The 21,714-nt window shown below is 60.4% G+C and carries 18 protein-coding genes; 9 read left to right on the top strand and 9 right to left on the bottom strand.

The features are described from left to right. Positions 1–8: 8 nt before the first annotated feature. The 6 genes from QSK43_RS16080 (at position 9) to QSK43_RS16055 (ending at position 7,041) form a co-directional block, all read left to right on the top strand. Positions 9–1,349 carry an LLM class flavin-dependent oxidoreductase gene (locus QSK43_RS16080; protein ID WP_332304268.1) on the top strand — a complete coding sequence of 447 codons (1,341 nt, stop codon included), beginning with the start codon at positions 9–11 and terminating at the stop codon, positions 1,347–1,349. Positions 1,350–1,433: 84 nt separating this feature from the next. Then, on the top strand, positions 1,434–2,621 hold the full coding sequence (locus tag QSK43_RS16075) for a M20 aminoacylase family protein (RefSeq protein ID WP_332304267.1): 1,188 nt from the start codon (positions 1,434–1,436) through the stop codon (positions 2,619–2,621). A gap of 22 nt (positions 2,622–2,643) precedes the next feature. Beyond that, entirely contained in the window at positions 2,644–3,201 is a 558-nt protein-coding gene (locus QSK43_RS16070; RefSeq protein WP_332304266.1) for a GNAT family N-acetyltransferase, read from the top strand. A gap of 13 nt (positions 3,202–3,214) precedes the next feature. Beyond that, the gene (locus QSK43_RS16065; RefSeq protein ID WP_332304265.1) at positions 3,215–5,020 is read left to right on the top strand and encodes an amino acid ABC transporter permease/ATP-binding protein; all 1,806 of its coding nucleotides are present in this window, start codon (positions 3,215–3,217) and stop codon (positions 5,018–5,020) included. A 25-nt stretch (positions 5,021–5,045) separates the two neighbouring features. After that, positions 5,046–5,984: an ABC transporter substrate-binding protein gene (locus tag QSK43_RS16060; protein ID WP_332304264.1), complete on the top strand. Its 939-nt coding sequence runs from the start codon at positions 5,046–5,048 to the stop codon at positions 5,982–5,984. A 121-nt stretch (positions 5,985–6,105) separates the two neighbouring features. Further along, complete coding sequence (locus QSK43_RS16055; RefSeq protein ID WP_332304263.1) at positions 6,106–7,041, top strand: ABC transporter substrate-binding protein; 936 nt, start codon at positions 6,106–6,108, stop codon at positions 7,039–7,041. A gap of 87 nt (positions 7,042–7,128) precedes the next feature. Here QSK43_RS16055 and QSK43_RS16050 read toward each other — a convergent pair whose 3' ends face one another. Further along, a complete protein-coding gene (locus QSK43_RS16050; protein WP_332304262.1) occupies positions 7,129–8,454 on the bottom strand; it encodes an NAD(P)/FAD-dependent oxidoreductase in 1,326 nt (441 codons plus the stop codon). A gap of 231 nt (positions 8,455–8,685) precedes the next feature. On the opposite strand from QSK43_RS16050, the gene QSK43_RS16045 reads away from it, so the two are divergent. Further along, entirely contained in the window at positions 8,686–9,162 is a 477-nt protein-coding gene (locus QSK43_RS16045) for an Lrp/AsnC family transcriptional regulator (RefSeq protein ID WP_045017871.1), read from the top strand. Between the two features lie 158 nt (positions 9,163–9,320). Here the strand turns inward: QSK43_RS16045 and QSK43_RS16040 are convergent, their stop codons facing one another. The 7 genes from QSK43_RS16040 to QSK43_RS16010 form a co-directional block, all read right to left on the bottom strand. Further along, positions 9,321–10,976: an ABC transporter ATP-binding protein gene (locus QSK43_RS16040; RefSeq protein WP_332304261.1), complete on the bottom strand. Its 1,656-nt coding sequence runs from the start codon at positions 10,974–10,976 to the stop codon at positions 9,321–9,323. Next, positions 10,976–11,827 (bottom strand): ABC transporter permease, encoded by an 852-nt coding sequence (locus QSK43_RS16035; protein ID WP_332304260.1) that lies wholly within the window; start codon positions 11,825–11,827, stop codon positions 10,976–10,978. Before QSK43_RS16035 ends, QSK43_RS16040 begins: the two co-directional genes overlap by 1 nt. Further along, positions 11,827–12,777, bottom strand: a complete 951-nt coding sequence (locus QSK43_RS16030; RefSeq protein ID WP_045017597.1) for an ABC transporter permease — start codon at positions 12,775–12,777, stop codon at positions 11,827–11,829. Before QSK43_RS16030 ends, QSK43_RS16035 begins: the two co-directional genes overlap by 1 nt. 197 nt (positions 12,778–12,974) lie before the next feature. Continuing rightward, positions 12,975–14,585, bottom strand: coding sequence for an ABC transporter substrate-binding protein (locus QSK43_RS16025; RefSeq protein WP_332304259.1), 1,611 nt, complete (start codon positions 14,583–14,585; stop codon positions 12,975–12,977). 94 nt (positions 14,586–14,679) lie between these two features. Then, entirely contained in the window at positions 14,680–15,363 is a 684-nt protein-coding gene (locus QSK43_RS16020) for an HAD-IA family hydrolase (RefSeq protein WP_442967842.1), read from the bottom strand. Between the two features lie 284 nt (positions 15,364–15,647). Beyond that, the gene (locus QSK43_RS16015) at positions 15,648–17,021 is read right to left on the bottom strand and encodes an aspartate aminotransferase family protein (protein WP_045017603.1); all 1,374 of its coding nucleotides are present in this window, start codon (positions 17,019–17,021) and stop codon (positions 15,648–15,650) included. A gap of 14 nt (positions 17,022–17,035) precedes the next feature. Continuing rightward, positions 17,036–17,872 (bottom strand): GNAT family N-acetyltransferase, encoded by an 837-nt coding sequence (locus QSK43_RS16010; RefSeq protein WP_332304257.1) that lies wholly within the window; start codon positions 17,870–17,872, stop codon positions 17,036–17,038. Positions 17,873–18,198: 326 nt separating this feature from the next. On the opposite strand from QSK43_RS16010, the gene QSK43_RS16005 reads away from it, so the two are divergent. Then, positions 18,199–18,867 (top strand): haloacid dehalogenase type II, encoded by a 669-nt coding sequence (locus QSK43_RS16005; RefSeq protein ID WP_045017605.1) that lies wholly within the window; start codon positions 18,199–18,201, stop codon positions 18,865–18,867. A gap of 15 nt (positions 18,868–18,882) precedes the next feature. Continuing rightward, positions 18,883–20,157 (top strand): NAD(P)/FAD-dependent oxidoreductase, encoded by a 1,275-nt coding sequence (locus QSK43_RS16000; RefSeq protein WP_332304256.1) that lies wholly within the window; start codon positions 18,883–18,885, stop codon positions 20,155–20,157. A gap of 93 nt (positions 20,158–20,250) precedes the next feature. On the opposite strand, the gene QSK43_RS15995 is transcribed toward QSK43_RS16000, so the two are convergent. Continuing rightward, on the bottom strand, positions 20,251–21,708 hold the full coding sequence (locus QSK43_RS15995; protein ID WP_332304255.1) for an NAD-dependent succinate-semialdehyde dehydrogenase: 1,458 nt from the start codon (positions 21,706–21,708) through the stop codon (positions 20,251–20,253). Positions 21,709–21,714 lie beyond the last annotated feature (6 nt).

Here is a 21,714-nt window from a genome sequence, read left to right as displayed (position 1 = left end):
GGAATGACATGACGAGAAAAACAATCCGTTTCGGCATCATGCTTCAAGGCCCCGGCGGGCATATGAACGCCTGGCGGCACCCGAAAAGCCCCGTTGATGCCAGCGTTAACTTCGATTTCTTCAGGAAGAACGCGCTGAAGGCGGAAGCGGCGGGCATCGCCTTCGCCTTCGTGGCCGACGGGCTTTACATCAACGACAAGTCCATTCCGCATTTCCTCAACCGGTTCGAGCCTCTGACCATCCTTTCGGCGCTTGCCGCCGTCACCTCGAAGATCGGTCTCGCCGGCACGGTTTCGACCTCTTACAGCGACCCCTTCACCATCGCGCGCCAGTTCGCTTCGCTCGATCTTCTGAGCGGGGGCCGGGCAGGCTGGAACGCGGTGACGACGCCGCTCGAAGGCACCGCGAAAAACTACAGCCGCAACCATCCCGAACATGCGCTGCGTTACGAGATTGCCGATGAATATCTGGAGGTGATCAAAGGGCTGTGGGACAGCTGGGACGACGGCGCCTTCGTGCGCAACCGCGAGACGGGGCAATTCTTCGACAGGCAAAAACTCCATACGCTCGGCCATAAGGGTCGTTTCTTCCAGGTGGAAGGCCCGTTGAACATCCAGCGTTCGCCGCAGGGGCAGCCGGTGGTGTTCCAGGCGGGTTCTTCCGAGGCCGGTATCGGCCTTGCGGGCAAACATGCCGACGCCGTCTTTACCAATTCCGCATCACTCGAGGAAAACCAGACGTTCCTGAAGCGTGTGAAGCAGAGCGCGGTCGCGCAGGGCAGGTCTGCTGCCGACGTGAAGATTTTCCCGGGCATCGGACCAATCGTCGGTGAAACGCAGGAGGAGGCGGAAGCAAAATACGACGTCATCCGCAACCTCATCACCATCGAGGATGCGCTTGCCTATCTCGGCCGCTTCTTCGACCACCACGACTTCAGCGTCTATCCGCTGGATGAGCCTTTCCCCGAACTTGGCGATATCGGCAAGAACAGTTTCCGTTCGACGACCGATCGCATCAAGCGTCGCGCGAAGGAAAAGAACCAGACCCTGCGCGAGGCGGCGCTGGAGGCCGCGACCCCGCGCGAAGGCTTCATCGGCACCCCCGACAAGGTGGCCGACGAGATCATCCGCTGGGTGGAGCACGATGCGGCCGATGGCTTCATTCTGGGCTTCCCGGTGATTGCTGAAGGGCTGGATGATTTCATCCGTCTCGTCATTCCGGTGCTGCAACGCCGCGGATATTTCGAGCCGCATCTGGAAGGTGCGACGTTGCGTGAGCATCTCGGTCTGCCTTTCAAGGAAAGCATCTATTCCCGCGCTGAAAGCGGTCCCAACAAGGCGATCGCATAAGGCCGGGTCGGGCGGCAGCCGTTGCCGCCCGGAGAGAATTTCAAAGTGCTGTGCGGGTGAAGCGCGGCGCAGGAGACCAGAACCATGAATATCCGCATTGACGGCGCGCGTCCGCAGGACGACGCCGAACGGGGAATCCTTGCCTTTATCGAGGAAAGCATCGCTATTCGGCACGATCTCCACCGGCACCCGGAGCTTTCGCTTGGGGAAAAACGCACGGCGGCGCTTATTGCCCGTTATCTCCTGTCGTTCGGATATGAGGTGACGGAAGGTGTCGGCGGCCATGGCGTCGTCGCCACCCTGAAACGTGGTCATGGTGACAAGCGTCTGGGCATCCGCGCCGATATCGACGCCCTGCCGATCATCGAGGAAACCGGCCTTGCCTATGCCAGCCAGACGCAGGGTGTGATGCATGCCTGCGGCCACGACGGCCACACGACGATCCTGCTCGCGGCCGCCCGTTATCTTGCCGAAACTTCGCGCTTTTCCGGCACGCTGACGCTGATTTTCCAGCCTGCTGAGGAAATCGGCGCTGGTGCCAGAGCGATGATAAAGGATCGCCTGTTCGAGCGGTTTCCCGTCGATGCGGTGTTCGGCCTCCACAATTGGCCGGGTGTCGAAACCGGCCAGTTCGGCTTTGTCGAGGGGCCTGCCATGGCCTCCGTCGACAAGGCGAAGGTGCGGATCATCGGCAAGGGCGGGCATGGCGCTGCGCCGCATGAAACGGTCGATCCGGTTCTGGCCTCGGCCAGCTTCATTACCGCCTTGCAGAGCATCGTCTCGCGCAATGTCGATCCGCGTGACATGGCGGTGCTGACGGTGGGTTCCATCCATGGCGGCACGGCCTCCAACGTCATTCCCGAAAGTGTCGAACTCCAGATCACCGCGCGGGCCTTTTCGCCCACCGTGCGCGACAGGCTGGAGGAGAGGCTTCCCGCCCTCGCGAAGGCGCAGGCGGAAAGCTTCGGCGCAAGGGCGGACGTCACCTATTCCCGTGGCTTCCCGCCCGTCATCAATCACGTGACGCAGACGGTTTTTGCCCGCGATGTCGCGAAACGGCATTTTCCCGCCGAGCAGGTTGCCGAAAGGTTTCAGCCGCGAACGGCGAGCGAGGATTTTGCCTTCATGCTGCTCGAGCGGCCAGGCTCCTATCTCTTCGTCGGCAATGGCGACAGCGCGCCGCTGCATAGCCCCCACTACGATTTCAACGACGCGATCATCGCGCCTGCGGCCCGCTTCTGGGTGCGTCTGGCGGAAGCATACCTCTCCTGATGCACGAGTTTAGGACAATGAGATGAGCGACAGTTTTCTCTACACATCGGTCAATGATCCGCTCGCAACCCCGCTTCTGGAGGAGTTGCTGTTCGAATATGACAGCCGTTACGGCACATTTTTCAATGCGGAAGGTGCCAGGGCGGAAATGAACAAATATCCGCCGGAGGCCTTCAGCCCGCCATCGGGCAACTTCCTGCTGCTTTTGCGCGGCGGCAAGGCAATCGCTGGTGGCGCTTTCATGCGTTACGACGAAGAAACCGCCGAGTTCAAGCGGGTCTGGACCCATTCGGCCCACCGCCGGCAGGGGTTGGCGAAAATCGTGCTTCAGGAGCTGGAGCAGCAGGCGATCCGGCAGGGTTATGCCCGCGTCTATCTGACCACGGGCTTCCGCCAACCGGAAGCGGTCGGCCTTTATCTCACCAACGGTTATCGCGCTCTGTTCGACACGTCGGCCGACCCCGAGACGATCAAGTCGCTGCCCTTCGAGAAATGGCTCTCCGATACCGTCTCCACCTCCGTTGCGGACGGAGCGCCGATACCGGCTACCCGGCCGCAATCTTCCCCGGCCCACCCGTGAAAGGCTTTTTCCGATGACTATAGCCTCTGATTTTCCGCATGTTGCGGTGAGCGACCAAAAGGGTGAACCGTTCAAGGGTGGTTACTCCCATTTCCGCATCGTTCCGGCCCGTTATCCGTTGCGGACGGTGGGCACGGTTTTCTCCGTTCTCATCATCGCCGCTGTGTTGCATTCCGTTTTCGGCAATCCGCGCTGGGGCTGGGACGTGTTTGCGGAATGGTTCTTCGCCGAACCGGTGCTGGTCGGCCTCGGCCGCACACTGCTGCTGACGGCGTTCGGTGCCGTGTTCGGCTTTGTGCTGGGAACGTTGCTGGCGCTTGCCCGCGTTTCCCGCTCTCCGCTGCTGGTTGCCGTATCCTGGACCTATATCTGGATTTTTCGGTCGATCCCGCTGATCGTGCTTCTGCTGATCCTCAATAATCTCGGTTATCTCTATGAGACCGTGACGATCGGTGTGCCCTATACCGGCATCAACTTCATCAGCTGGAATACGACGCAGCTGATGACGCCGTTTGCCGCCGCCGTTCTGGGGTTGACGCTCAATCAGGCCGCCTTCGCATCCGAAATCGTGCGTGGCGGCATTCTCTCGGTCGATCAGGGTCAACTGGAAGCCGCTGCCGCACTCGGCCTTCCCCGTCGGCGGCAGGCGTCTCGCATCGTTTTGCCGCAGGCGATGCGCTCCATCCTGCCCACGGCCTTCAACGATATCATCGGCCTCGCCAAGGGCACGTCTCAGGTCTACATCCTTGCCCTGCCGGAGTTGTTCTACACGATCCAGATCATCTATCGCCGCAATCTGGAAGTGATCCCGCTGCTGATGGTCGCGACCGTCTGGTATCTGGTGATCCTGACCGCGCTGTCGATCGTGCAGCACCATATCGAGCGGCATTTCTCACGCGGCGCGCTGCGCAATCCGCCACCCTCCCTGTTTGCCACGATCTACCGCACCTTCCTGCCGCGCAAGCCCTTGCCTGAAGCAGGAGAAACGGTGGCCACGGTCGCCGCAAGGCCCGAGCGTGTTGCACCTACCCGCGCGGCCAGCTTCCAGCTCGGAAATCGCGGCGGTTCGGTCAATATCCACGGCGTTTCGAAATCCTTCGGGTTACTGAAGGTGCTTGAAGATATCAGCCTTTCCATTCCCGCCGGCAGCGTCACCACCATTCTTGGCCAATCCGGCTCCGGCAAGTCCACATTGCTGCGCTCCATCAACCATCTGGAGCGCGTCGATGACGGTTTCATCGCCATAGACGGCGAACTGGTCGGCTATCGTCAAAAGGGCGACACGCTTTACGAACTGAAGGAACGGGAAATCCTCAAGCGCCGCGCCGAGGTGGGCATGGTGTTCCAGAGCTTCAACCTGTTCCCACACCTCACCGCGCTTGAAAACATCATCGAAGCACCGGTCGCCGTTCGTGGCATATCGAAAGAGCAGGCGCAGACCGAGGCGCGTGATCTTCTGGCCCGCGTCGGCCTTGCCGAAAAAGCCGGCGCCTATCCCCGCCAGCTTTCCGGCGGACAGCAGCAGCGCGTGGCAATTGCCCGGGCGCTGGCCTTGCGGCCGAAGGTGCTGCTGTTCGACGAGCCGACATCCGCGCTCGATCCTGAACTCGTCAACGAGGTGCTGGACGTCATCAAGGAGCTTTCCCGCTCCGGCGTCACCCTCATTATCGTCACCCACGAAATCGGCTTTGCCCGGGAAGTCTCTGACAGGGTCGTCTTCATGGAACAGGGCCGCATCATCGAAACGGGCACGCCGGAAAAGGTGTTCAACAGCCCGGATCACCCCCGCACCGCCGAATTCCTCGCAAAAGTTCTTTAATCAAAACAACAAAGGAAACACTCGTATGGCTTTTTCATCGAAACTATTGTCGTTGCTTGCAGGCGGTCTTTTCACCGCTACCACTGCGCTGATACCGACTGCGCATGCGCAGGAAGTCGACCTTTCGCCGGAACAGAAGGGGCGCGTGCGCACTGAGAAGGTGGAAGAGGCGATCAAGCTTCTTCCCGCCAGCCATAAGTTCATCGCTGACGGAAAGCTGACGGTCGCGACCGTGCCGTTCCGCCTGCCGCTGGTCGATTATGCGAGCGATACAAAAACGCCTGTTGGCGTGGAGCCGGATATCGCCCAACTGGTTGCCGACAGCCTCGGCCTTGAGCTGCAGCTTGTTCCGATCGCCTGGGCCGACTGGCCGCTCGGTCTTGCGTCCGGCAAATACGACGCCGTTACCTCCAACATTACCGTGACGGAAGCGCGCAAGGAAAAGTTCGATTTTTCCAGCTACCGCAACGATCTGCTCGGTTTTTACGTGGGCAACAACAGCAAGGTGACGGCAATCGGCAAGCCCGAAGACGTGGCCGGGCTGAAGGTCATCGTCGGCGCTTCCACCAATCAGGAGCAGATCCTGCTGAAATGGATCAAGGACAACAAGGCGAAGGGGTTGGCCGACACCGAGGTACAATATTACGACGATCAGGCCGTGCTGGATATAGCCCTGCAATCCGGCCGCGCGGACGCCTATCTCGGCCCTAATGCAACGTCGGCCTTCCAGGCGGCAAGCCAGAAGAAGACCAAGCTCGTCGGCACCTTCTCCGGCGGCTGGCCGGAAGCGGCGGAAATCGCCGTCGCATCCAAAAAGGATGCGGGCATCGCCGCAGCCGTCACGGCGGCGCTGAACGCCCAGATCAAGAACGGCAATTACGGCAAGGTCCTTGCGCGCTGGAACCTCGGCTCGGAAGCCATCACCGAATCCCGCACCAATCCGCCCGGCCTGCCCAAGAGCTGAGTTACCAAAAGCTGAGTTGCAAACAAGCTGAGTTGAAGGTGGGACATCACTCAGCCGATAGCGCGGGCATCCTCCCGTCCGCGCTATCTCCGTCCCGCAATCATTTTATCGGGGAACCAGAATGACGTTCACCTCTCGTCTCGCGACAGTCGCGCTCGGTGCTTTTCTCTCCGTCGCAGGTTTCGGATCGGCTTTCGCAACCGATGTTTTCGATCTCTCACCGGACCAGCCTGACCGGATCCGGGTGGAAAAAGACGCCGGCGCGATAGCGGCCATTCCGAAAGACTTCAAATTCTTCACGCCGGGCAAACTCACCGTTGCCGTGGCACCCGGCGGACCGCCGCTTGCAACCTATGCGACGGACGCGAAAACCGTGGTCGGGGCCGACCCGGATTATGCCCTTGCGGTGGCCGACAGCCTCGGCCTCGAACTGGAACTGGTGGCGGTGGCCTGGGCGGATTGGCCGCTCGGCCTCGCCTCAGGTAAATACGATGCCGTCATCTCCAATGTCGGCGTGACCGAGCAGCGTAAGGAAAAGTTCGACTTCTCCACCTATCGTCAGGGCCTGCACGGTTTCTTCGTCAAGTCTGACAGCGGCATCACCGCCATCAGGGAGCCGAAGGATGCGGCGGGTCTGAGGATCATCGTCGGGGCCGGTACCAATCAGGAGCGTATTCTGCTGAAATGGAACGATGAAAATGTCGCTGCCGGATTGAAGCCACTCGAGCTACAATATTACGATGACGAGGCGACCCGGCTTGTCGCACTTTCGGCGGGGCGGGCGGATGTGATCGTCCAGCCGCATGCACAGCTGGTCTTCATTGCCGCGCGCGACAAGACCATCAAGCGTGTCGGGACGCTCTCTGCCGGCTGGCCGGAACGTTCCGATGTCGCCATCACCACCCGCAAGGGTTCGGGACTGGCCGATGCCCTGACGCTCGCTACCAATGACCTGATCAAGAGCGGCGCGTATGCCAAAATACTGGATCGCTGGCAGCTTTCGGAAGAGGCTTTGCCGGAATCGCGCACCAACCCTCCGGGCCTGCCGAAAAGCTGACCGGTCGAAACAATGCGGCGGACTGCAACACCCGCAGGTTATGCCTGCGGGTGTTGTTTTGTGCGTCAGTTGCCCTGAGCAGAAAAATCAGAAATCGGCGACCTTGCCCCACGCCGAACCTTGGAAACGGCTGGGGTGATAGGGGGTGGGATCGACGATCGGGGTTGAACCCGTCACTATATCGGCAATCAGATGGCCAGCGCCCGGTCCGATGCCGAAACCGTGGCCGCTGAAACCGGCGGCGAGGATGAAGCCGGGCAATTCGCTGGTTTCGCCGATGGCGGGTACACCATCCGGCGTGCTGTCGATGAAACCGGCCCAGGCGGCGGAAATCTGCGTGTTACGAAGGGCAGGCAGAAGCTCCAGCGCCCGTTTGTGGGTCTCGCGAATGGCGGCGGCATTCGGTTTCGGATCGAGAATGCGAACCCGCTCCATCGGCGTTGGTGCATCGAGTCGCCAGCGTTTCAGCGTTTCGTGGCCGCCGCGAATACCTTCCAGCCCGCCCGGCCGCAGGCTGCGCCAACGCTTGAGAAACATCGGAACGAATTCGCGCGCAAAACGCGTTTGCTGCGCGGTCGGGTCGATACGGCCGAGACCACTGATGGCGAGCGTGTAACCGCCGTTGTTCCGGCGCGTTACGGAAACGGCTTTTGTATGCAGCGCATCCGGCAGGCCTTCCGCACCCGATGTGACGGACAGGATGGAGGAGCGGACAGAGGCCTGCGGAAAACGAATGCCGAGCTGGCGGCAGAAGGAGGACGCCCAGGCCCCGCCGGACATGATGGCGGTTTTGGTGCGGATGGTGCCTTTTTCGGTAACGACGGCGCTGACGCGGCCACCTTCCGTCTCCAGCCCGCGCGCTACGCAGTTCTGGTGTACCGTGCCGCCCAGTTTCATGATGGCGCGCGCGACGGCGGGGGCCGCCATCGAAGGATCGGCCGTGCCGTCCGTCGGCGAAAACACGCCGCCCTTCCAGCGTTTTCCGGTTGCGCGGCCACGTTCGCTGGCCTCATCCCCGCTCAACATATGCGTCGTTACGCCGGCGGTGATGGCAAAGTCGCGCCAGCGCGCCCAGCCGGCAATTTCAGCTTCGTTGTTGCTCAGGTAGAACAATCCGCAGCGGCGGAAACCGGTGTCTTCGCCGCTTTCTGCGGCAAACCGTTCCCAGAGCGCCAGGCTCTGCGTTGAAATCGGCAATTCGCGGGCGTCGCGGTTCTGCTGCCGGCACCAACCCCAGTTGCGGCTGGATTGTTCCGCGCCGATCAGGCCCTTTTCGACGAGCGCCACTTTCAGGCCGCGACGGGCGAGGTAATAGGCAGCGAAAACCCCGACGATGCCACCGCCGATAATAACGGCGTCCGCAGATTTCGGCAGTTCCGGCGATGTCGTGATCTGTTGCAGCGGGGCAGGCATGTCGGGCTCCTTGTATTCGTCCTAATTTACCTTGCTCGTCAGGTAAACGCTGCCAGACTACGCCGATTGTCAGAATCTCCTGCCGTTCGGCGGCATGTCTGCAACTCTTTATGCTGAATGAAAAAAACATCACCGCGTCGACAGCGCTCGCCCATGTGATAAGATTTTCAATGCCGCATCAGAATTTTATGCCGCGTGTACGAAAAAACAAAAAAGGGGTTCTGCAAAGTGATGAAACTCGATCGGATCGATATCAAGATCCTCTACGAACTCCAGAAAAACGGTCGCATCACCAATGTCGAGCTGGCGGAGCTTGTCAACCTCTCGCCGAGCCCCTGCCTGATGCGGGTGAAGAAACTTCAGTCCGAGGGTTACATCGAAGGTTATTCGGCGCAGATCAACATCAACAAGCTCGGTCAGACGCTGACGGTCTTTACCGAGATCACGCTCAAGAACCACCGCCAGATCGATTTCGCCCGCTTCCTCGGCGTCATCGAAAAGGTCGATCAGGTGGTGGAATGCCACCTGGTATCGGGCGGCTACGATTATCTGCTGAAATTCGTCACCTCAGGCATCGTAGAATATCAGCTGATCATGGAACGCCTGACGGATATGGATGTCGGCATCGACAAATATTTCAGCTTCGTGGTGCTGAAATCGCCGATCATCAAATCGCATATGCCGCTGACCAGCCTGTTTCCGCTCTGAGGCGATGGACGTCCCTTTGCAGGGGTGCCGAAGTGCCGAGACACGTCGCTTCATACTCAACGTCATCCTCGGCCTCGTGCCGAGGATCTACCCACGTCTCGCAGAATCAGACGGTTGCAGATCTCGGGACAAGCCCGAGGATGACGAAAGTGATGTTGTTACTTCTTGGAGAACGCCCGCACCAGCTCCGCATCCTGCTGGAGACTGTCGAGCCATTTCGGGTCGAGCTTCGGTACTGAGGAGAACAGGAGTTTCGAATAGGGATGGGTCGGGGATTTGATCGCTTCGGTCTCCAGATGCTCCACTTTCTGCCCTCCATACATCACGACGATCTCGTCGCAGATGGTTTCCACCACAGAAAGGTCGTGGCTGATGAAGATGTAGGAGAGGTTCAGTTCTCGCTGGAGTTCGCCGAGCAGATCGATGATGGCGGCTGCGACGACCGTGTCCAGCGCCGAAGTGATTTCATCGCAGATGATGAGCGATGGTTCGGCGGCGAGCGCGCGGGCGAAATTGACGCGCTGTTTCTGCCCGCCCGACAGGCCGGAAGGGTGGCGGTTGCGAACCGAGCGCGGCAGCTTCACCATGTCGAGCAATTCGTCGATGCGGGCGTCGCGGGCCTTGCCTTTCATACCATGATAGAAGGTCAGCGGCCGGCCAAGAATGTCCTCGATGGGTTTTGCCGGGTTGAGCGCCGTATCGGCATATTGGAAAACGATCTGCATACGGCGCAGCTCATTGCTGGTGCGACACCGGGCGTCGGCATCCAGTTGCCGGCCTTCGAAGACGACGTGACCGCTTGCGGCCGGCAGAATGCCGGCAATGGCGCGCGCCAGCGTTGATTTTCCGCAGCCGGATTCGCCGATGATGCCGAGATTGCGGCCGGGATAGACCGCAAGGCTGACGGAATCCACCGCACGCACCAGCGGCATCCGGTCGTCACCTTTCGTTCCATAACCGGCGATCAGATTTTCGATATCCAGAAGCGGCTTTGCGTCACTCTGTCTGAGCGGTGTTACGGCGCGGACCTTGTCGTTAAAGGCGGTCAGCAGCTCCCGCGTATAAGGATGCTGCGCATTCTCCAGAATATCCGTAGTGGTGCCGGTTTCCTGTATCTCGCCACCTTTCAGCACCACGATCCGGTCGGCAATCTGGGCGACGACGGCAAGGTCGTGAGAAACGTAGACGCCACCGATGCCGCCCTTGCGCATCGCCGATTTGAAAGCGCGCAGAACTTCGATCTGTGTGGTCACGTCGAGTGCTGTGGTCGGTTCGTCGAAGATCACCAGTTCCGGGTTGCCGATCAGCGCCATGGCGGCGGAAAGACGCTGAAGCTGGCCGCCGGAAACCTGATGCGGATAACGGTCGCCGATGGTTTCGGGGCTGGGCAGCGACAATGCCTTGAACAGTTCTACCGCCCTGACGCGCGCCTCCTGCGGCGGCATCAGATGGTGAATGCGGGTGACTTCAATGACCTGATCGATGATCTTTTGTGCCGGGTTGAAGGCGGCTGCCGCGCTCTGCGGCACATAGCTGATTTTCGTGCCGCGAATGGTCGCCCGTTCTGCTTCCGAAAGCTGCACCATGTCCCGGCCCGCCACCGTAACGCTGCCGCCGGAAATGTGGCAGCCCGGGCGGGCATAACCCATCAATGACAGCGCGATGGTCGTCTTGCCGGAGCCGCTTTCGCCGATCAGCGCGACGATTTCACCCTCGGCGATATCGATGTCGACACCCCTGATGATTTCGATGCGGCGGCCGGAATCGGTGGTCGCCTCGACTTTAAGTCCACGGATTTCAACGAGATTTGTCATTATTCGCTCCTGTCGCGGATTTTCTGCGGCAGATTGTCGATCAGCAGGTTGACGCTGATCGTCAGGCTGGCGATTGCCAGCGACGGGAAGAGGACGGCCGGCGCGGCAAAGGGCAGGCCGCCGATGTTTTCACGCACCAGCGCGCCCCAGTCCGCATTCGGCGGTTGCAGGCCGAGACCGAGGAAGGAGAGGCCCGACAGCAGCAGCACGATGAACACGAAACGCACGCCAAGATCGGCAAGCACTGGGCGGATGATGTTCGGCAGGATTTCGGAGATAATGAGGTACAGGAGGCTCTCGCCGCGCACGCGGGCGACGGTGACGAAGTCCATGGTGTTGACATTGACGGCGAGCGCCCGGGCGAAACGATAGGCGCCCGGCGTATAGATCACCGACAGGGTGACGATCAGCACCGGAATGGAAGAGCCGACGGCGGCGACGACCACAAGCCCGAAAAGCTTGCTCGGAATGGAGTTCACCGCATCGAGAAAGCGGCTGAGTACCGCATCGAACCAGCCGCCGACCACGGCGGCGCTCATGCCGAGAACGACGCCGGACACGCAGGCGATCGTGACGGCAGCAAGCGAGATGCCGACCGTGAAACGCGCGCCCATGAGAATGCGGGAAAACACGTCGCGGCCGAGATAGTCGGAACCGAGCCAGAGATCGGAGGTCATCGGTCCGAAATAATCGAGATCGATGATTTCACCGACCGGATGCGGGATGAGATAAGGCGCGAAGATCGCCACCATTGCCCAGAGAAAAATGACGAGAAAGCCGAAAACGCCGACTACGTTGATCTTGTAACCCAAACGCGAATTCCCCGACGTTGTTTTGATATGCTCGGCCATCAGCGCAGCCTCGGATTGGACATGATGGCGATGATATCGGCGGTGGTGATGAGGAGGAGATAACCCACACAGAAAATCATCGCGCAGCTCTGGATCAGCGGCAGGTCGCGGGTCGCAACGCCATCGACCATCAGCTTGGCGATACCAGGGTAATTGAAGATGGTCTCGACGATGATGACGCCGCCGACGAGATAGGAGAGCGACAGGGCGACCGCATTGACGATGGGGCCGAGCGCATTGGGAAGCGCGTGGCGGAGCACGATGCGCATGCGTGGCGCGCCCTTCAAGAGCGCCATTTCCACATAGGGCGTGTCGAGCGTCTCGATGACCGCGGCGCGGCTCATGCGGATCATCTGTGCCGACACGACGAAGGTGAGGGTGATGACCGGCATGGCGTAGACCCGCAGCACATCGAACAGGGTATGAACCTCGCTGACCAGCGACAGGGCCGGCAGCCATTTCAGGTACACGGCGAAAAGCAGAACGGCGAGCGTCGCGATCATGAATTCCGGCACGGAAATGACGCCGATGGTCAGGATCGTGACGGCGCGGTCATAAAGCGTTCCGCGCAGCATGGCGGAGCTGATGCCGAGCGTCAGCGCCAGCGGCACGGCGATAACAGTGGTGATGCCGGCAAGCTTCATGGAGTTGATGAAACGCGGACCGATGAGGTCGGCAATCGCCATATTGTTGGCGTAGGACGTGCCGAGTTCGCCGCGCAGCAGGCCAAAAAGCCAGCGGACGAAACGCAAAAGGGCGGGGTCGTCGAGATGCATGGCTGTGCGCAGGCCGGCCACGGCCTCCGGCGTCGCCGACTGACCAAGAAGGATCGTCGCCGTGTCGCCGGGCAGCAGGCTGGTGGCGGAAAAGACGATAAACGATACGATAAGCAGCGTCGTCAGCATGACGACCAGCCGCCTGGCGATAAGGGATAATATCCGGCTGTTCATTCACATGCTCCTGCGACCTGCCTGGGTCATGATGAGTTCAGGCCGGATCGACCTGAAATCATCATGATCCAAATTATATAGCTGGGGCGGGTTTTCGACGAAAACCGCTTATGTCTCATCGTCCTGCTCCAGCTGTGGAGGCTTTCCGCACTGGCGGAAAGGTGGCCGGGTGCGTCAGCGCCCGGCCCCTTGGTCTATCAGGCTTCAAGCCAGACGTGTTCCGCAAAGGCGTAACCCATCATGCCGCCGAGCGGATTGGCTTCCAGCCCCTTCAGCTTGGAGGAGATGGCGTCGACATTGGTAATATAGGCGGGAATGATGGTGCCGGCTTCGTCGGCGATCATCGTTTCCATTTCGAAGTAGATCTGCTTGCGCTTTTCCATGTCTAGCATGCCGCGCGCTTCGAGCATCATCTTGTCGAACTTCGGCGACTTATACTGGCTTTCGTTCCACGGTGCGTCGGAGGCGTAAAGCAGCGAGAACAGAATGTCCGGCGTTGGGCGCGGGTTGATGTTGCCGAAGTGTATAGGCGCCTTCAGCCAGTAATTGCTCCAGTAACCATCGGAAGGAACGCGCTGAACGTCGAGCTTGACGCCGATTTCCGCGGCCGACGCCTGGATGATCATGGCCATGTCCACGGCGGAGTTTGCGGCGTCCGAGGTGATGACCGGGATGGACTGGCCGATGAGACCGGCTTTTTCGAAATGGAATTTCGCCTTGTCCGGATCGAAGGCTTTCGGCTTCAGGTCCGGATTGTGGTAGGGGCTCATTGGCGGCACGGGCTGGTCGTTACCGACTTCGCCGAGGCCGCGCAGCGCCGCCTTGACGATCTGCTCGCGATTGACGATCGACTTCATGCCGGCGATGAAATCGGCATTGTTGCCCGGAGCCTGGTCCAGCCGCATATTGAGGTTGGTATAGTTGCCGGACGTTCCCTTGGACAGCACGATACCTTCCTGCTTGTCGAGCAGGCGCATCGAACGCGGATTGATCGCTGCTGCAAGATGGATATCGCCCGAAATGAGCGCATTGACGCGGGCATTATCTTCGGAAATCGCGAAGAACTCGAAGCTATCGACGTGCGGGCCACCCTGTTTCCAGTAGTTGGTGTTTTTCGACATGATCGAGCGGACGCCGGGTTCGAATTTCTCCAGCTTGAAGGCGCCGGTGCCGTTGCCCTTGGAAAAATCGGTCGCGCCGTCGGCGACGATCATGAAATGGTGCAGGGCCAGAATAGCCGGCAGGTCGGCATTCGCGTTTGCCAGCGTGATCTCGACGGTGCTTTTGTCGATTGCCTTGAAGCCGGTCATCTGGGCGGCGATTTTGGCGACCTTCGAACCAACGGCCGGGTCGAGGTGACGCTTCAGCGAATAGACCACGTCGTCGGCGGTCAGCGCCTTGCCGTCATGGAAAGTGACGCCGGAACGCAGCTTCACGGTCCAGGTCTTGGCGTCCTTCGTTTCGATGGATTCGGCCAGCTCCATCTGGGGCGTGCCGGAAACATCGAGGAAGCTCAGGCGGTTATAGAGCGCGCAGCAGCGGACGTAATCCGTGGAAAGCGAGGCTTTCGCCGGGTCGAGCGTATCGGCGGTGGAAGAGGACCAGCCGGCCGCCTTCAGCGTACCGCCGGAAACGGGGGTGGCCGCCACGGCCTGCGAGGCGCGGCCGAAAATGGCCGAACCGGCGGAAAGCGCCACGCCGCCCGCCAGCATCATGTGCAGCAGTTCTCGCCGTGTCGCGCCGCGCCGGATCGCCTGTTCAACGGCGGCATCGTCGGAGCGGGTCCAGTTTGTAATCCTGTCACTCATGGTCTTCCCCTTATTGTATGATTTGTTGAAATAGCGTTTGCAGAAATTTCCGGCATCCGCGTCCTGGCGCGTGGTGCCACAGGCAAGGACGATCTCAACCGCCCGTCTGCCTCGTGGCCTCGGCAAGGCCAGCCATCGAGGTGAAGTGGTAGTCCGGTTCGGTAAAGTTTTCCGGCTCGATCGTGCCGCCATATCCCTTCTGGGCGTGGCGGCGTTCTATCCAGCAATTGGTCAGTCCGAGTTTCCGTGAAATGCCGATGTCGTGGTACTGGCTTTGCGCGACGTGCAGAATGTCGTCCTTCGATGCCCCCTCGCTTTCAACGAAGGCGAAAACCTTTTCGAAGAAAACGGGGTCGGGCTTTTCCGTGCCGGTATCATCCGCCGTGAAAGCGGCATGAAAGGGATTGCCGAGTTCCCTGGAGAAATATTCGAAAGCCCAGCGCTGGGCATTGGTCATGGCGATGAGACGATGCGTCTTGGCAAGCTCAGCCATGGCGGCACGGCTGTCTGCAAAGCCTTTCCAGTTTTTTGCCGCGTCGCGCAGGCGTTCGCCAAAGGCGCGCTCCGCCGGCAAGCCGAGTTCCGGAGCGATGGCGAGGTACACACGGACGAGATCGTCCGGGAACAGGTCGGTCGCGTCGGAGTAGCGGGCGGCACGGTAAAGCCCGAGGGCTTTTTCACCGTCGATCTCCACGCCGTTTTCAGCGCCGATCTCGACAAGCGTCGTTTTCAGGCCGCCTTCGAAATCGATGAGTGTTCCAACCACATCGAAGCTCATATATTTGAAGTCGCGCAATTTCTTGGGCAATGTCGGTCTCCGCTATGCCACGCGCCTCGTGGGAAGGCTGCGGCATTTTATTCTGTTCCCGGACGGGATGCTTGCCCCGTTCCTATTGTTGTCAACGCCCATTCTTTAAGGCGTTTGGCGTTTTTCTAAGGATAGTTTGGCACTTCCAGCGCGCCGGATTCGCCGAAAAGGCTCGAGACTTCGGCAGAATATTGCGAATATGTGCTGCGTTGCGACATTTCAAGAAGGTGTCGCAACGCCATCCGTCTTTCGTCTCAGGCCATGGCGGCCCGAACGGCCGGGTCCTCGAGCGTCTGATCGAGGGTTTTCAGCGTCCGCTCGACAATGGTGTCGATATCGCTGTCGGTACAGCAGAGCGGCGGCGCGTAACCGAGAACGCCGTTTGCGAAGGCCCGCACGATGAGGCCGTTCTCCCAGGCACGGTCGAAAACCTTGCGTGCAGGGGCCGCCGCAGCCGGCAGCGGTGTTTTTTTGTCCTTGTCGGTCACGAGTTCGATGGCGGCGAGCATGCCGCGGCCGCGCACATCACCAACCAGCGGGTGGCTTCTCAACCCTTCCAGTCCGGCCATCAGCCGCGCACCGGCGCGACGGCCGTTCTCCAGCAGCCCGCCCTCGTAAAGTTTCAACACTTCGAGGCCGACGGCAGCGCTGACGGGGTGGGCGGAATAGGTGTAACCGTGCCCTATGGCGGCATCGCCCGCGAAGTCGGCTATCGTATCATAAACATGGTCGGCCATGAATACCGCACCCATCGGCACATAGCCGGAGGTGAGGCCTTTGGCGGTGGTGATGAAGTCCGGCACGATGTCCTCGTCGGCACAGGCAAATAGCGGTCCCGTGCGGCCGAAGCCGGTGATCACTTCGTCGGCGACGAAGAGGATGCCATAGGACCGGCAGAGTTCGCGCATGGCCTTGATCCAGCCCGGCGGCGGCACCAGAACGCCGCCCGAGCCCTGAATGGGCTCGGCATAAAAGGCGGCGACCCGTTCCGGGCCAATGGCCTCGATCTTGTCCTTCAGGATCTGGAGGGAAGAAGCGATGATGGCGGCCGGATCGCTGCCGACAGGATTGCGATAGGCATAATGCGACGGGATCTTGTGCTGCCAGTCGTAAGGCACGCCGAAACCCGCATGGAAGGCGGGCAGGGCGGTCAGGCCCGAACCGGCCGTTGTGGAGCCGTGATAACCCTGTTCGATGGAAATGAACTGGTCGCGCTGCGGCTGGCCCTTGGCGTGCCAGTAATAGCGGATGAACCGGATGGTGCTGTCCACCGCATCGGAACCGCCGAGCGTGAAATAGACGTGGTTGAGATCGCCCGGCGCGCGGTCGGCCAGTTCGGAGGCCAGCCGGATCGCCGGTTCGCTGCCAATGTCGAAATAGGCGGTCGCATAGGGCAATTCCCGCATCTGCTTTGCCGCCGCCTCGACGATGCTGTCATGGCCGTAGCCTGCATTGACGCACCAGAGGCCGGCAAAGCCGTCGATCAACTGGTGGCCGGTCATGTCGGTGACGGTGGCGCCCTTTGCTGATTTCAATATTCGCACGCCCAGCTTTTCATGGCCGCGGAAAGAAGAGACGGGGTGCACCAGATGGGCGCGGTCGAGCTCGATCAGTGAATTGCTTAACATTGGTCTCTCCAGATTCAGCCCAGCGCCTGGCTGGTCAATGCGAATGTTTTCAGTTTTTTGTCGGCGGGGATTTCGGCTTCGGCCCGCCGCATGGCGATGCCGCCGCCAACATGGCCGAGGCCGTGTTCGGCAAGCCAGGGGCCAAGGCCCGTAACGGCGGTGGTATCGACGCGTAAGAATGCGCCGGGGCGCTCGGAAAGCACGAAGGCGATCAAATCGCGTGCAGTTTCGGCATTTTCCGCCACAACCGGGCCGATGACTTCGCCACGGCCAAACGTGCGCAGCGCCGCAAAACCCTTGATGACGCCCTGTTGTCGCACGACCGCGAAACGTGCCCTATCTGCAAGTTCGGCAAAGAGTGCTGTGCGGTCCGCGCCAAAAGCCTGCGCATCAAGTGCTGCAAGCTCGGCTGGAACAACGGTTTCCGCCCAAGTCACACTGGTCGGCTTATCGGTCGCAACTGGGATACCCTGATGCTGGAGTACCTCGCCGCAGGCGGCGAACCCCAGCTTCTCGTAAAGCGGGAGACCATCGGCGGTGGCGGTCAGACGGCATTCGCGATTTTCGGCGGCGTCGAGGGCTGCATTCATCAACTGGCGCCCGAGACCCCGGCCACGCATCACCTCGTCCACGATCACCATATTAACGGTGGCGCAGGTGTCTCCCAGAAGTGTTGCCATCGCCGTTCCGACGACCCGGCCGTTCTCCAGAGCGACGAAACCCTTGCTGAGTGAGAGGACAAGCGCCCAGTCTTCTTTCCGGTGCGGCCAGCTGGCCTGCCGGGAAAGCTCAACGGCGGCGTCAAGATGTTGAGGCTCGAAATTCTGAATATCGATCAGGCTGGCTTGCATGGCCCAACTCCGTTTTGTTCTTCTCGTTCATTGATAGACCGGTGGCCAAAGAACATTGTCCCGACGAATGGCAAGGTTCGATATGTTTGACTGTTGCTTTTACCCACCGCCGCATCTTATGCCGCGTGTCGTTCGCCTCTGCCGGGCAAAAGGGAGGCCGGCGTGGAATGGCCGGATGGGCGCACGCAACTCTGTGCCAATCTCGTGGTCGGATACGCAACAATCTGCTTTCGCGACCGGCAATTGCGGTGCGCCGGTCCGGCAAAGGCTTTCTATAATCCTGATATCACGGCCACTTTCGATCCCCAGCAAAGGATGACGACGACATGACCATCTTCCGCCCGAAATACATCACGTTCGATTGCCACGGTACGCTGATCCACTTCCAGATGGCAGAGGCTGCCCGCGATCTCTATGGTGATCGTCTGGACGAGGCCGAGATGCAGGAATTCATCAAGGACTTCTCTGCCTATCGCCTGGATGAGGTCATGCATGACTGGAAGCCTTACGCCGAAGTCGTGCATAACGCCCTGTCGCGCACCTGCAAGCGCAACGGTGTGGCCTTCAAGGACGAAGATGCGGCAATGGTTTATGAGCGGGTTCCTACCTGGGGTCCGCATGCGGACGTTCCGGCCGGTCTCTCCAAGGTCGCCAAGGAAATTCCGCTGGTCATCCTGTCCAACGCCATGAATTCGCAGATCATGTCGAATGTGGCAAAGCTCGGCGCGCCGTTCCATGCTGTCTATACGGCCGAACAGGCGCAGGCCTACAAGCCGCATTTCAAGGCTTTCGAATATATGTTCGACATGCTCGGCTGCGGCCCGGAGGATATCCTGCACGTCTCGTCCTCCTTCCGCTACGACCTGATGTCTGCCCATGATCTCGGCATCAAGAACAAGGTCTGGGTCAATCGCGGCCATGAACCGGCAAATCCCTATTACGGTTACACGGAAATCTCCGATATTTCCGGTCTCGCGGGCGTCGTCGGACTGTAAGGAAAGGATCGGATCATGAAGCTCGTCTCCTATTGGCATGACACGTCGCCCCTGTTTGCGGGGGCGGCGCAAGGTCCTGTCGAAGGCCACTACGATGTGGCCGTCATCGGTGGCGGCTTCACCGGTCTCGGTGCCGCGCGCCAGCTTGCGAAAGCCGGTGCGCGCGTCGTCGTTCTGGAAGGACAGCGTGTCGGCTGGGGCGCTTCCGGCCGCAATGGCGGGCACCTCAACAATGGCCTTGCCCACTCCTACCTCTCCGCCAAGGCGGAACTCGGCAAGGAGCGCGCCATTGCGCTCTACAAGGCGCTGGATGCCTCGATCGACACGCTGGAAAGCCTGATCGCCGAGGAAGGGATTGACTGCAATTTCCGCCGTGCCGGCAAGCTGAAAATGGCTTCGAAACCGCAGCATTTCGAAGGGTTGGCGAAGAATTTCGAGGCTGTTCATGCCGAGGTCGATCCCGATACGGCGCTTCTGTCGGTTGACGATCTCAAGGCGGAAATAGGCTCTCCCTTTTATGGCGCCATGCTGTCCAAGAAGAGCGCCATGATGCATATGGGTCGGTATGTGGCCGGTCTCGCGCAAGCCGCCAGCCGCCATGGCGCGGTGATCTTCGAAAATGCGGCGGTGACGAAGCACATCCAGAACGGCAAGATCCACGAACTGGAAACCGCACGCGGCAAGGTAACGGCCGACAATGTTCTGGTTGCGACCGGCGCTTATACCCCTTCCGGCTTCGGTTATTTCCGCCGCCGCATCATCGCGGTCGGCAGTTTCATCATCGCCACACGGCCGCTGACGGATGCCGAAGTGCAGGCGTCTGTTCCGGGCAACCGTACCTACGTCAACACCATGAATATCGGCAATTATTTCCGCCTTGCGCCGGATAACCGGCTGATTTTCGGCGGCCGCGCGCGCTTTTCCGCCACATCGGACCAGCGTTCGGATGCCAAGAGCGGTGCGATCCTGACGGAAAGCCTGCACCGCATATTCCCGCAGCTTGCCCATGTGCCGATCGATTATTGCTGGGGCGGATTGGTCGACATGACCAAGGACCGTTATCCGCGCGCCGGTTTTCAGGATGGCGTCTGGTACGCCATGGGTTATTCCGGCCACGGCGCGCAGCTTTCCACCCATCTCGGCATGACGATGGCCGACGCCATTCTTGGCCGCCCGGACACCAACCCGCTGAAGGGGCTGGACTGGCCCGCCGTTCCCGGCCATTTCGGCAAGCCCTGGTTTCTGCCGCTCGTCGGGCTTTATTATAAGATGCTCGACAAGTTCCAGTAATTCAAAGCGGCCTCCGGGCCGCTTTTTTGTTGCATGGGTACAAAAAAGAAGGGCCGCAGAGCGGCCCTTTAGGCGGGGAGAAAGAAACAGTCGTCAGGCAAGTCCACCGATGTGGAACGTCTTTATTTCCAGATATTCCTCGATACCGGCCTGCGCGCCTTCGCGGCCGAGGCCGGATTGCTTGACGCCACCGAAAGGTGCGACCTCGGTGGAGATCGCGCCGGTGTTGAGGCCGACCATGCCGAATTCCAGCGCTTCGCCCACGCGCCAGGCGCGTTTGAGGCTTTCGGTATAGAAATAGGCGGCAAGACCGAAGGGCGTGCCGTTGGCGATAGCGATCGCTTCCTCTTCGGTCTCGAAGCGGAAGAGCGGGGCCACCGGCCCGAAGGTCTCTTCGCTCGCCAGACGCATCTGGGTCGTGGCGCCCGTCAGCACCACGGGTGCGGTATATTGCGGACCTTCCGGCAGATTATGCGGCTTGGTGATGATCGTCGCGCCTTTGGAAACGGCATCGTCGATATGGGCGCGGATCTTGGCGATTGCTGGCTCGTTGATCATCGGGCCGATGGAAACACCGGCCTCCGTTCCGGGGCCGACACGCATGGCATCGACGCGGGCGGCGAGTTTTTTCGCGAAGGCGTCATAAACGCTCGCCTGAACGAGAATGCGGTTGGCGCAGACGCAGGTCTGGCCGCCGTTGCGGAATTTCGAAACGAGGGCGCCTTCAATGGCGAGATCCAGATCCGCATCCTCAAAAACGATGAATGGCGCGTTGCCGCCGAGTTCCAGAGACAGCCGCTTCACGCTGTCGGCCGCACCACGCATCAGAAGCGAGCCGACACGGGTGGAGCCGGTGAAGGAGATCTTCCGCACCGTCTCGTTGGCCATGATCTCGTTGCCGATATCCGTTGGCATGCCGGTGACGATGTTGATGACGCCTGAGGGAATGCCGGCCCGTTCGGCGAGAACGCCGAGCGCCAGCGCCGAATAGGGCGTGAATTCCGAAGGCTTGATGACGACGGTGCAGCCGGCCGCAAGGGCTGGTGCGACCTTGCGGGTAATCATTGCATTCGGGAAATTCCACGGCGTGACGATGCCGCAGACGCCGACAGGCTCCTTCAACACCACAATGCGACGATCCGGCGTCGGGGAGGGGATGGTGCCGCCGCTGATGCGCCGGGCCTCTTCCGCAAACCATTTGACGAAGGACGCGCCATAGCGGATTTCGCCCTTGGCTTCTTCGAGAGGTTTGCCCTGTTCGGTGGTGAGGATCAGGCTGAGATCATCGATATGCTCGATCATCAGCGCGAACCATTTTTCGAGAAGTGCCGCCCGTTCGGCGTGGGTCTTTTTCTTCCACGGCCCGAAGGCGGCATTGGCGGCTTCGATCGCCGCGCGGGTTTCACCGCCATCCATATCCGGCACGGTGCCGATAATTGCCTGCGTTGCCGGGTCGATCACGTCGACTGTCTTGCCCGTTGCCGCCGATTGCCATGCGCCGCCGATCAAACCCGTCTGGCGAAAGAGTTCCTTGTCCTTCAAGCCCTGCATCATGTT

It is taken from the genome of Rhizobium sp. GR12 (assembly GCF_036596185.1).
Classification (GTDB): domain Bacteria; phylum Pseudomonadota; class Alphaproteobacteria; order Rhizobiales; family Rhizobiaceae; genus Agrobacterium; species Agrobacterium nepotum.
The sequence above is the reverse complement of the archived record's forward strand: the minus strand, read 5'-3'. Positions and strand labels throughout refer to the sequence as shown.